Genomic DNA, 10,957 nt, shown 5'->3' on the forward strand with positions numbered 1-10,957 from the left:
AGCGTTATCTTTTTGGTCGGGCTTTTTTCCAATCTCGACGATAAATAGACAAAGACCATTCCCATGAGAAAAACATGCACAATGGACAACTTGGAGGGGGATTATAATGAAACGTTTGAAACCAACAGTTCTTTCCCGCAGCAACATGAAACGCAAATTTGCAGTATTGCTCAGTACGGCGATGCTTGCCGGGGCGCTTACCGGATTTGCCGATCAGGCGCACGCCGCGCAGCCTCATTCGTCCCATTGGTATCCGGACACCTTGCTGGAGTGGTCGCCACAGACCGACAAGGATGCGGCATTCAACCGCAGCTCGGTGAAGCTGAATACCGAACGAGTGCAGGGCCATAAGGTGAATCCGAATGCAAAGACGGAGCCGAAGGTCATGGCGCTGGCGTCCATGTACAAAAATACGAGCGGCGCGCCGTCGCAAGGCAACGATCAGTTCCACGGCTATGCGTTCAGCTACTGGCAATATGTAGATAAACTCATTATGTGGGGCGGTTCAGCAGGTGAAGGATTGATTGTCCCTCCAAGCGCAGATGTCATTGATGCAGCCCATAAGAACGGCGTTCCGGTATACGGTACCGTATTCTTCCCGCAAACGGAGCATGGCGGCAAAATCGAATGGATGCGTGATCTGCTGCAGCAGAAGGAAGACGGCACATTCCCTGTCGCTGATAAGCTGATGGAAGTCGCCAAATATTACGGCTTCGACGGCTGGTTCATCAACCAAGAGACACAGGGCGGAACGCCGGAAGACGCACAGAACATGCAGAATTTTTTGAAATATATGCAAAAAATCAAGCCGTCCAACATGGACGTCGTCTGGTACGACTCTATGATCAAAGAGGGGCCGGTGAAATGGCAAGGCGCGCTTACGGACAAGAACAGCATGTTCCTCCAAGATGGGGAAGAGCGTGTGGCTGATCACATGTTCATCGACTTCCGTTGGCAATTTAAAAAAGAAGGCAAATATGATTACGTCACACCGTTCCAGAACTCACCGCAGGCAGCAGATGGCTTGAAGCGCGATCCGTATGAACTGTATGCCGGTATGGATTTAGAAGGCGGCGGCGGTTATCAAGGCGAATATAATTTCCCAGTCCTGTTCCCAGAAGGCGGCAAAGCAGTAACATCGCTCGGACTCTATCGTCCAGATTGGGCGTTCAATACGTCCAAGACGAACGAGGAGTTCATGGAGAAGGATCAGATTCTCTGGGTAGGGGAGAACAAGAATCCAGCGGATACCGTGGAAAACGGTAAAGCATGGCGCGGTATTGCAAACGATATCGTAGACAAGACGGTTATTACAAAAGCGGATTTCATTACCCATTTTAATACAGGAAACGGCAACCATTTCAGCGTATTTGGCAAAACGGTACGCGACCGTGAATGGTTCAATCGCAGTCTGCAAGATATACTGCCAACTTGGCGTTGGATGGTGGATGAGCAAGGACAGAAGCTCACGCCAAGCTTTGACTTCGACAAATCGTTCTATGGCGGCAGCTCGCTGAAGCTTAAAGGAACGATCGCGCCAGGAGCGACGTCGAACGTGAAGCTGTTCAAGACCGATATTGCAGCAACATCTTCGTTGCAAATGTCGCTCATTTATCAAGCGAATGAAAGCGAGTCTGCCGACATGAATATCGGTGTAGCTCTAGAGGGGGCGCCTGATGAGTACAAGATCGTGAAGCCGGCGTCCGCGAAAGCAATCGGCGCAAAAGGTGACTGGACGCGTGCAGTCTACGACGTAAGCCCGTATGCAGGCAAAAAGATTGTTGGGGTATCCGTTCAAGTGGAAGGCAAAACAGGGGATAACCTGTACTCCGTCAACTTAGGTGAGCTTGCCATCCGTGACCTGAACGAGAAAGTGGCGCCAGTAGGTCAGGTGTCTGACCTGAAGATGATAGAGAATGATTTCCGTGACGGCATTTATGCTGATGCGCGTCTGTCTTGGAGCCCGCTAGGCGACGATGTGATGTACTATCAAGTGTACCGTGTTATGCCGGACGGTTCCCGCGAGTTCGTCGGTGCGACAGGCAACCACCATTACTATGTGTCCGAAATGAAGCGCAGCGGCATGGAGCAAGCGACGCAGATCGCAGTCGTGCCGGTCAACCGTCACTATGACGAAGGCCGTGCGGCTATGCAATCGTTCGAATGGCCGGCATATCCGACGCCGACGGCGGACTTTGAAGCGGACATGACGTTCGTAGCGCCGGGCGAAGCGGTGCAATTGACGGACAAATCGACTGAAGTCACAACGGAATGGGAATGGAGCTTCCCTGACGGTACGCCTGCTTCCAGCACGGAACGCCATCCGAAGGTGAGCTATGTGGAGGAAGGCACGTATGAAATTACACTGAAAGCGAAAAATGCGGTCGGCGAAGATGTGATGTCGAAGTCCAAGCTGATTACAGTATCCAAAGATGCGGCATTCCGTTCGGAGGATTTAGCGATCGGCGCGAAGACGGAAGCGTCCAGCTTCGTGAACGATAGCGAAGCGCCGCAATATGCTGTTGATGGTGAAATGAGCACGAAATGGTGCGCTGTCGGAAGCGATGAGCATTGGCTGACAGTTGACCTCGGCAAAGCACACGACATTACCCAGTTCGTCGTTCATCATGCGGAAGCGGGCGGCGAGTCGCCGGCCTTCAATACACGCGAATTCAAGATTCAACTTAGCGATGACGGCAAGAACTGGACTGATACCGTAACCGTGACCGACAACGAAAAAGGGACAAGCAAGCACGCGATTGCGAAGACGGAGGCGCGCTATGCCCGCCTCGTCATCGAGAAGCCGACGCAGGGTGGAGATACGGCGACCCGCGTTTATGGCTTCGAGGTGCTCGGCTTGAAGAACAAGCCAGAAGCGAAGTAAGACTGTAATGTAAATCGTACACATAAGAGGCAGGTCGGAAGCAGATTCCGGCCTGCCTTTTCCGCTCCTTTCCTCATTTTGCAGAAACGTGCGGAGTCAGAGAAAGCACATATTAATTTCCATCTTGTGTTATAATCAGGGCAAATCTGAACGATGTGATCGTTTCAATGCAACATAAGGAGTGGAAGAAGATGGCAGTTCGTACCATTCTCCCTTTCGGAGAGCCAATATTACGAAAAAAGTGCAAGCCAGTTACGGAAGTGAACGGACGAATACTGTCCTTGCTTGATGATTTGAAGGAGACGTTATATGCGGAAGAAGGCCGGGCCGGACTAGCAGCGCCGCAAATCGGCATCCTGCGTCAGGCGGTCGTCATGGACTGCGGCGACGGATACCGCGAGTTCATGAATCCGGAGCTGTTGCAGGCAGAAGGAGAGCAGGACGGAATGGAGGCGTGTTTATCATTCCCGGGATATTACGGGAGGGTAAAGCGATACGATTACATTCAGGTTCGAAGTCTTGACCGCAGCGGCGAGACATTCACGCTGGAAGCGGAAGGGTATCTTGCCCGCTGCATCCAACACGAAATGGATCATTTGGATGGCGTCTTATTTGTAGATCGAGTAGTAGATGATTTCATCATTCACGAGGCGACGCATCAGCGTGTGTCCTTGCTCGACGCATTACGAATTACAAATCGAAATGTGCAACGTATGTAATAATAGCGCATAATTGCAGAAGTCCTGCTTTCCCTTGGGGAGAGCAGGACTTTTTTGCATTTTCTATAACTCCCATACTCCAAAACTCATACACACTTACACGTCTTTTACACACCGAAAGCCTATATTTCCGGTAGAGCTATCAGGGGTGTTTTTGCTCCGTGCACCCACGCGGTAACGGTTGCAATATGATTTGTGGCACAGATAGGAGCCGCCCTTCATGGTGCGTTCAGCACCGCCTTGGGGACCACGTGGGTTGACAGCCGGACCGCGTTCCGCAGGATTGGCAGTAAACCAATCGGCGCACCACTCCCATACATTTCCTGACACGTTATACAGGCCGTAACCGTTCGATTGATACGTATTGACCGGAGCCGTACCGATATAGCCATCGCTGGCGTTGTTTTTCACCGGGAATTTGCCCTGCCAAATGTTGCAGCGGTGCTCTTCATCCGGTTTTAACAAGTCGCCCCAAGGATAACGCTTGCGCTCTAGTCCGCCCCTGGCTGCGAATTCCCACTCGCTTTCGGTCGGGAGCCGGAGCCCGGCCCAGTCGCAATAAGCGAGGGCATCGTTCCAGGATATGTGCACGACTGGGTGATTCATACGTACAGCAATCGAACTGTCCGGCCCTTCTGGCTGAAGCCAGAATGCGCCTTGGACGGCCAGCCACCATGGGGTGGATACAGGACTTCCGATGGCGGCCGCTGTCACGTTCTCCGAGGCGAGCAGGTGGAACACATATGACCAGCCGAACCGTTCCGCCTCAGTGACGTAGCCCGTCGCCGCGACGAAGCGGGCGAAGTCTTCATTGGTGACGGCGTATGGTGAGATTGCGAATGCATCAACGGTCACTTGCCGCATAGGCCCTTCTCCGTCTGCTGGGAATGCCTCTGCATCCTCCGTTCCCATCCAGAACGTTCCGCCCTGCAGGCTGACGAAATGCTCGGTTGCAGGAGGCTGAGCGATCGAATCTTCGGATGGCAGCAGACCCGCAACAGCGAGCAGGTTTCGGGCAGCTTCGGCCACTGCGCTGGAATGCGAACTGTCGGCATCGGAATTTGATTGATAGGAAGCATGTAATCCAGAGCAATCGACGACTGCCGTTTGCTTTGCTTCGGCCGCTTGCGGTTCCGCAGAGAAAGCCGCATTGCGTTGTGCTGCGCAGCATGCCTTCGGTTCCTCCGCTGTGGCGGAACGTTTCATGTCGTTATCTATCTCGTTATCCATCATCATGGCCTCCTTATACTGCTGTGATACGATCCAATATCATTAGGCCGGCTCCGATGGCCAGCGCTTCCTCTCCGTAGCTTCCCTTGCTGAAGACGACCTGATATTGCGGATAATGATATGTCTTACGAATGGCCGTCTGGGTAGCGGTGTAGAAAAATAGATCGTTGGAGCTCATGAGCGGACCGCCCAGTACGACCTTCTCGGGATGGAGGACATTCAACAAATTCGCGAGACCGATGCCGAAATAGGTGGCCGCTTGGGTTACCAGCTCCGTCACGAACGGATCGCGCCGCTGTAAAGCCTCCATAATGTGCGAGAACGTAACGGTCTCGGAACGTTCCGCCATTTGTTCCAGCAAGCTGCGACGTCCCATGCGGAGCCCCGCGTTCGCTTCCCGTTCCAGGGCATAGACGGTGGCATAAGAGTCTAAACAACCAAAATTGCCGCCGGCCGAACGATGTGGAACACCATCTGCTTGAATAATCATCGCGCCTAAGGCGCCTTCCATATCAACCGCACCGTATATTAGCTTGCCTTCAGACATCATAGCGGAGCGAAGCCCGATGCCTACATGGACGTAAAGCATATGCTGCACATTCAAGGAACGGTTCGCCCAGGCCTCTGCCCGTATGGCTGTATTCGCACCATTATCAAGCATGACCGGAAACTTCAGGCTTTCTTCCAGCTTGGAGACAATGGGCACGTTCTCCCAGCCTGGCGCTTGGAAATAACTCGGATGCAAAACGACGCCGTCAAACCGGTTCAAAGGTCCGACAGCGCCTATTCCCAAACCAAGTACTTCATTTGCTTTCAATTGATGCATGTCTAACCAAATTCGTATTTGTTCCGTTACGCGCGCCATCAAAGTATCTGGTGTCATATTTTGATTCATCGTCCATACGATCGACTCCAGCTTCATCCCTGCCATATCCAGCATAATAAGCCGGGAAGATGTACGCGAAATGTCTAAGCCGAAGGCATACCCGTATTCCGGACGCACGCGATATAATATCGGACGGCGTCCGCCAGTCGAGACGCCTAATCCGCTCTCTGTAATGAAGCCAAGCGCAACCAGCTCTTCCAGCACACGAGTAAGCGTGCTGACCGTGAGTCCGCTGTCTTGAAGCAGATCATGCTTTGAAATTTCATTGGTGCGGCGTATTTGTTGAAACACTTCCTTGCCCTTCAAGGAAGTTATGCGTTGTTCCAAAGTTTTATCCATATACGATAATCCCCGCTATTCCTGATAATAGGATGACGACAATCGGATGCATACGGAGCTTCATAAGCGCCAACATGGCACAGACAAAGATAATGACAGGAAGAAGCAATCCCCAGTTCCATCCGGATGTAAAGTCGGAGTGCATCGTCATGTTGACCGCCGCATAAGCGATTAAGGCGATGACTGCCGGCTTCATGCCGTCGAGTGCAGACTGCACCCAATGATTATCATACACGCGGTAGAAAATAGTGGCAACCAAGAACATGATGATAGCGGAAGGCAATATAATCCCGAGAGCCGTAATTAAGCTTCCGGCCCAGCCCGCAGCCATGTAGCCAACATAGACGGCGCTGTTCATCGCAATCGGACCTGGAGCCATGCCCGCAAGCGCAACAGCCTCCGTATACTGTTGACCAGTTAACCATTGATGTGACAGCGCCTCATGCTCGATGACGGGCAGCATTGCATAGCCGCCGCCGAATGAGACAAATCCCAGTTTGAAAAATGTCCAAAATAAGTCCCATAACATGCTGCATCCTTCTTTCTGCGTGAATACGGGAGTATCTTGCTGATTTTATCCCTGCGCTTGCTTTGATTGGTGTTGATGAGTTCCTAGCTTTACAATTGAATCCGAAGGCTTGGAGATCTTGCCTCGGCGGTCATGCTTATGATTGCCGTGTTGAAACCATTCCATTGCGAGTCCGGCCGCGGAGCCGATAGCGAGCACGAGAATTGGATGAATGGGTGTCCACATGAGCAGCGCCGTCGAAGTTAACGTGACGACCCACGCAAAGACGTTATGGAGCGATTGTCGGCCGAGTCGAACCGCCGCATAGACGATTAAGGCGATTACAGTTGGTTTAATACCGGTGAGCGCGGCTTGAACATAAGAATTATTCCGGAAGCCAGTTGCACCGGCACATAACAATAGCATGATTGCGATCGTGGGCAGCGCAATGCCAGTTACTGCAGCGATTAATCCGGGAATGCCTGCTATACGGAAGCCGACGAGCGCAGCGACGTTGACTCCGATTCCGCCGGGAGCAGCTCCAGATAATGCGGTAATCTCACTCATTTCATCAGCGTCAAGCCATTTGCGTTTTTCAGTCAGCTCGCGGTCGATCGCAGGTAATATTGCATAACCTCCCCCGAAGGTGGTTGGTCCGATTTTTAAGAAGATGGCAAACAATTGGAGCAGAAGGGTACGCTTCGGCACGTGTAGCGTGTTTGGTGCGTGTCGGTTCATTCGGTAATCATCCCTTCATGGAAAATGGAATCCTTTCAACACTAAGTATAACTTACTTTATTTCATTTTGGAATAAAGGAGTGCCTATATTCATGAAAATGGAAGCTGAATACTTGTTGAAAGTGGGAGGTGCACAGTTTGTTATTTTATCCTTCACTCATATTGAAGGAATTGGGAAATCAATATTAGAAGCTTGCCATAACCCGAGTAAGAAGTTTGTTGTGACTTGGCCGATATATCATGAACATTTATGGTTTGGATGGGAGACGAACTGCTAAATTGATAGTTGCAGCACACTTTTATTCATATTAGTATTAAGTTGCAGGAGAGAAGGGAAATGTTGCGATAATAAGTCAATACAAATTAAGGAGACTGACGATGACGCACACGAAAACCACTTCCAAACGCCCGAACGTACTGCTCATCACGGTTGATCAGATGCGATTCGATTGCTTAAGCATTGCAGGACATCCAATTGTAGAAACACCGAACCTGGACGAGCTTGCACGCACGGGCGTCCGCTTTGACCGCGCTTATTCGGCGACACCGACATGCGTTCCAGCGCGCGCAGCCATCTTTACTGGACAATCGCAGCGTTCTCATGGGCGTGTCGGTTACCGGGACTGTGTTCCGTGGAAATATGACACGACGTTGCCGGGTGAACTGGCGAAGGCAGGCTATCATACGCAGTGCGTGGGCAAGATGCATGTGTATCCTGCGCGCAATCTGCTTGGGTTCCATAATGTCGTCATGCACGATGGCTACTTGCACCATAATCGTTTTCGCCATAATGTGCCCGCACACGAGCATTTCGACCAGGTGGACGATTATTTAGTATGGTTAAGAGAGCGTGTGCCGGGAGCCGACTTGACCGTTCTTGGCCTGGACTGCAATGCATCGACGGTTGCGCGTCCTTGGCATTTGCCGGAGATGCTTCACCCTACGAACTGGGTGGTGACACAGTCGATCGATTTTTTGCGCCGACGCGACCCGAGTAAGCCGTTCTTCCTTTGGATGTCGTTTGTGCGGCCTCATCCGCCGCTCGATCCGCTGCAAGCTTACTTGGATTTATATAAAGATATCGAAATTCCGGATCCCCCAGTCGGGGATTGGGCGGATGAAGAAGACCTGGCACAGGAAGGTCTCAATCCGGTCACATTCCGAGGCAATGTGCCGAAGCGGCGTTTGAAATATGCCATGGCTGCCTATTATGCGTTAATTACTCATTTAGATCACCAAATCGGCCGGTTCCTCCAGGTGTTGAACGAATACGGGGAATTAAACGAAACGATCATTGTGTTCACGTCGGATCACGGTGAACTGTTGGGAGATCATAATCTGTTCCGCAAGTCGCTGCCATATGAGGGCAGTACGAGGGTTCCGTTTATCGTCAACGATCCCGGCAACCGTCTTGGCTTGAAGCGGGGTACTGTGGCAGAAGAGGTCGTGGAAATGCGCGATATTATGCCGACGCTGCTGGATGCGGCCGGCGTAGCAGTACCTTCAAGCGTTGATGGAAAGAGCGTAATCGGTGTAGCGCGTGGAGTTAATACGGATTGGTGGCGTGATTATCTTCATGGGGAACAAGCCCAGGGCAATGCGTCGAACCACTGGGTGACGAATGGGAAGGAAAAGTACATTTGGTTCTCGCAGTCGGGAGAAGAGCAGTATTTCAACTTGGAGCATGATCCGAACGAATTGCATAACGCCGTTAACGATGCAGACGCGCAGGAACGCGTGCTGCATTGGCGTCAAGTGCTCATCCGCGAGCTAGAAGGGCGGGAAGAAGGTTACAGTGATGGAGAGAAGCTCATCGTAGGCTGTAACCCGATTGCTTGTCTGTCTCATATAATGTGAAAAATATTGGTTGTAATTGGGGGTCACAATTGTGACTCCTTTTTTTAATTTTGAGGAAGATGTTCCTCTCATCTGGTGCTTATAGCCACTCTCCCCTTTGCTCAGGTAAAAATTCATGAGCGTACTCAATGCTTAACCGCGTGGTATGAAGGAGACATGAATGTGCCCCAATGCTTAACCGCGTGGTATGAAGTAGACATGAGTGTGCCCCAATGCTTAACCGCGTGATACGAAGGAGACATGGATGTGCCCCAATGCTCAACCGCGTGGTATGAAGTAGACATGAATGTGCCCCAATGCTTAACCGCGTGGTATGAAGTAGACATGAGTGTACCCCAATGCTCAACCGCGTGATACGAAGGTGCATAAGTGTACCCAATGCTTAACTGTGTGTTATGGCGCCTCATGCGGCAGCGTGACGTGCTGTGCAGTCCGAGGTGTAACGTTGCACTGAAATGGAAGAAGATACGCACAAGGAAATTAACTTATCCCACGTGGAGGTAAGAGCGGTGTCCAAATTATAACGGAAACAGAATTCATCCAAGTACATCTGAAGATACTTTGCTCCTATCCCATGAAATGTCTTGCTCATCCAATCCCGTGCTTGATTGAATGCTGCATATAGGCGGCCACGGCGATCGACCCGCAAACGCTGGCGGATGATAGACATCTCGGAAGCGGTCTGCGAGACATGGTGAGCGATGAAGTGGTCACATGCGGAGCGGAGCAGTAGCTTGTGGGAAACACAGTCTCGCTTAACAAGCTTCATCTTTACATCCATCAACTCCTCGTCTGGCGTGACGGATTCAGCGATGATGAGAGGAGTTTCCCGGGGATGAAGGTCTGCCGTCGAGGGATATGAGCAGCCATGGAAAGCCACAATGCCTCGAACCTTGCCTTCGAGTGGCTGGCCAGCATCGGCAAGGCTGATCGCAGCACGGATCTTGTGCAGCATCGACCAGGCGGTCTTGTATGTAACCTTAATAATTGAGCTGAGCTTGACTGCATTTATTCCGATATCAGAACGGGAAACGAGCCAGAACGCGGTGATCCATTTCCGTAGGGACGTGCGGCTACCTTCCATGACCGTCCCAACAATAAGGGAGGCCTGATGGCGGCAAGCTCGGCACTCATACAGAGGAAGTCGGCGCGTCCGGATGACATAGGCATGGGCATGATGGCAGCGTGGACACACAAAGCCTTGCGGCCATTTCAATTGAAACAAAAAGGTCACACAGGAGGACTCTGTACGAAAATAACGCTGTAGGTTCTCTAAAGTGTCAACAGCTTGCCATCTTTTCATCGAAATATCCTCCTCAATCCGTTCTCGTAACAGGTTCAAAAACGGAGCGTATGTTCTATGTTTTTATTATACCAAACAAATGTTCGTAATTCAAGGTTTGTCGGCATTTATTGGGCCGTGGTTTGACTAATATTTGCTGGCGATTTTTTTGTAAGTCAATCTGTTGAAATCAGTGAGTGATTTGTTGAAATCAGGTAGTGGTCTACTAAAATCAGTAAGTAGTCAGATGTAACATCCTGAATGAGTGGGAGAGTATTGCTAAGATGTCTACAAAATATAGTCGGGTCGGAGCGGTTAAGGATTTGAACATGATTATCGGAGGAAAAAACGGATGGGAGCTACACTAATTTAACGTATGAGAATGCAGCAATAAGGTATGGCCCTTAAAGTAATCCACAGAATTCGATGAGAAATCAGATGTAGCATCCTGAATGAGTGGGAGAGTATTGCTAAGATGTTTATTCAAAATATAGTCGGGTCGGAGCGGTTAAGG

General features: G+C 50.9%; 9 protein-coding genes. 4 read left to right on the plus strand and 5 right to left on the minus strand.

Going from position 1 to position 10,957, the window contains the following annotated elements:
- Positions 1 to 106: 106 nt before the first annotated feature.
- Together M3650_RS30825 and def are read left to right on the plus strand one after the other, a co-directional pair.
- A complete protein-coding gene (locus M3650_RS30825) occupies positions 107 to 2,884 on the plus strand; it encodes an endo-beta-N-acetylglucosaminidase (RefSeq protein ID WP_251580153.1) in 2,778 nt (925 codons plus the stop codon).
- A gap of 191 nt (positions 2,885 to 3,075) precedes the next feature.
- Positions 3,076 to 3,603, plus strand: a complete 528-nt coding sequence (def, locus tag M3650_RS30830) for a peptide deformylase (protein WP_019419379.1) — start codon at positions 3,076 to 3,078, stop codon at positions 3,601 to 3,603.
- 96 nt (positions 3,604 to 3,699) lie between these two features.
- On the opposite strand, the gene M3650_RS30835 is transcribed toward def, so the two are convergent.
- Genes M3650_RS30835 through M3650_RS30850 form a run of 4 tightly spaced genes read right to left on the minus strand, consistent with a single transcriptional unit; the run spans position 3,700 to position 7,304 of the window.
- A complete protein-coding gene (locus M3650_RS30835) occupies positions 3,700 to 4,833 on the minus strand; it encodes a formylglycine-generating enzyme family protein (RefSeq protein WP_251580155.1) in 1,134 nt (377 codons plus the stop codon).
- 13 nt (positions 4,834 to 4,846) lie between these two features.
- Positions 4,847 to 6,058 (minus strand): ROK family protein, encoded by a 1,212-nt coding sequence (locus M3650_RS30840; protein WP_233695876.1) that lies wholly within the window; start codon positions 6,056 to 6,058, stop codon positions 4,847 to 4,849.
- Entirely contained in the window at positions 6,051 to 6,587 is a 537-nt protein-coding gene (locus M3650_RS30845; RefSeq protein WP_251580157.1) for a chromate transporter, read from the minus strand. The genes M3650_RS30840 and M3650_RS30845 overlap by 8 nt, the downstream gene beginning before the upstream one ends.
- Positions 6,588 to 6,632: 45 nt before the next feature.
- Positions 6,633 to 7,304 carry a chromate transporter gene (locus M3650_RS30850; RefSeq protein WP_251580158.1) on the minus strand — a complete coding sequence of 224 codons (672 nt, stop codon included), beginning with the start codon at positions 7,302 to 7,304 and terminating at the stop codon, positions 6,633 to 6,635.
- 92 nt (positions 7,305 to 7,396) lie between these two features.
- Here M3650_RS30850 and M3650_RS30855 point away from each other — a divergent pair, with 92 nt between their 5' ends.
- Positions 7,397 to 7,582 (plus strand): hypothetical protein, encoded by a 186-nt coding sequence (locus M3650_RS30855; RefSeq protein ID WP_251580159.1) that lies wholly within the window; start codon positions 7,397 to 7,399, stop codon positions 7,580 to 7,582.
- Between the two features lie 100 nt (positions 7,583 to 7,682).
- A complete protein-coding gene (locus tag M3650_RS30860; RefSeq protein ID WP_251580160.1) occupies positions 7,683 to 9,161 on the plus strand; it encodes an arylsulfatase in 1,479 nt (492 codons plus the stop codon).
- A 403-nt stretch (positions 9,162 to 9,564) separates the two neighbouring features.
- Here the strand turns inward: M3650_RS30860 and M3650_RS30865 are convergent, their stop codons facing one another.
- Entirely contained in the window at positions 9,565 to 10,464 is a 900-nt protein-coding gene (locus tag M3650_RS30865; RefSeq protein WP_251580161.1) for a transposase, read from the minus strand.
- Positions 10,465 to 10,957 lie beyond the last annotated feature (493 nt).

The sequence above is a fragment of the Paenibacillus sp. MER TA 81-3 genome (genome assembly GCF_023713585.1).
Taxonomy (GTDB): domain Bacteria; phylum Bacillota; class Bacilli; order Paenibacillales; family Paenibacillaceae; genus Paenibacillus_B; species Paenibacillus_B profundus.

Excerpts from the sequence above, each read along its gene's own strand:
- M3650_RS30845 (WP_251580157.1), bottom strand. The coding sequence starts at position 6,587 with ATGTTATGGGACTTATTTTGGACATTTTTCAAACTGGGATTTGTCTCA.
- M3650_RS30860 (WP_251580160.1), top strand. The coding sequence starts at position 7,683 with ATGACGCACACGAAAACCACTTCCAAACGCCCGAACGTACTGCTCATC.
- M3650_RS30825 (WP_251580153.1), top strand. The coding sequence starts at position 107 with ATGAAACGTTTGAAACCAACAGTTCTTTCCCGCAGCAACATGAAACGC.
- M3650_RS30840 (WP_233695876.1), bottom strand. The coding sequence starts at position 6,058 with ATGGATAAAACTTTGGAACAACGCATAACTTCCTTGAAGGGCAAGGAA.
- M3650_RS30835 (WP_251580155.1), bottom strand. The coding sequence starts at position 4,833 with ATGGATAACGAGATAGATAACGACATGAAACGTTCCGCCACAGCGGAG.
- M3650_RS30865 (WP_251580161.1), bottom strand. The coding sequence starts at position 10,464 with ATGAAAAGATGGCAAGCTGTTGACACTTTAGAGAACCTACAGCGTTAT.
- def (WP_019419379.1), top strand. The coding sequence starts at position 3,076 with ATGGCAGTTCGTACCATTCTCCCTTTCGGAGAGCCAATATTACGAAAA.
- M3650_RS30855 (WP_251580159.1), top strand. The coding sequence starts at position 7,397 with ATGAAAATGGAAGCTGAATACTTGTTGAAAGTGGGAGGTGCACAGTTT.
- M3650_RS30850 (WP_251580158.1), bottom strand. The coding sequence starts at position 7,304 with ATGAACCGACACGCACCAAACACGCTACACGTGCCGAAGCGTACCCTT.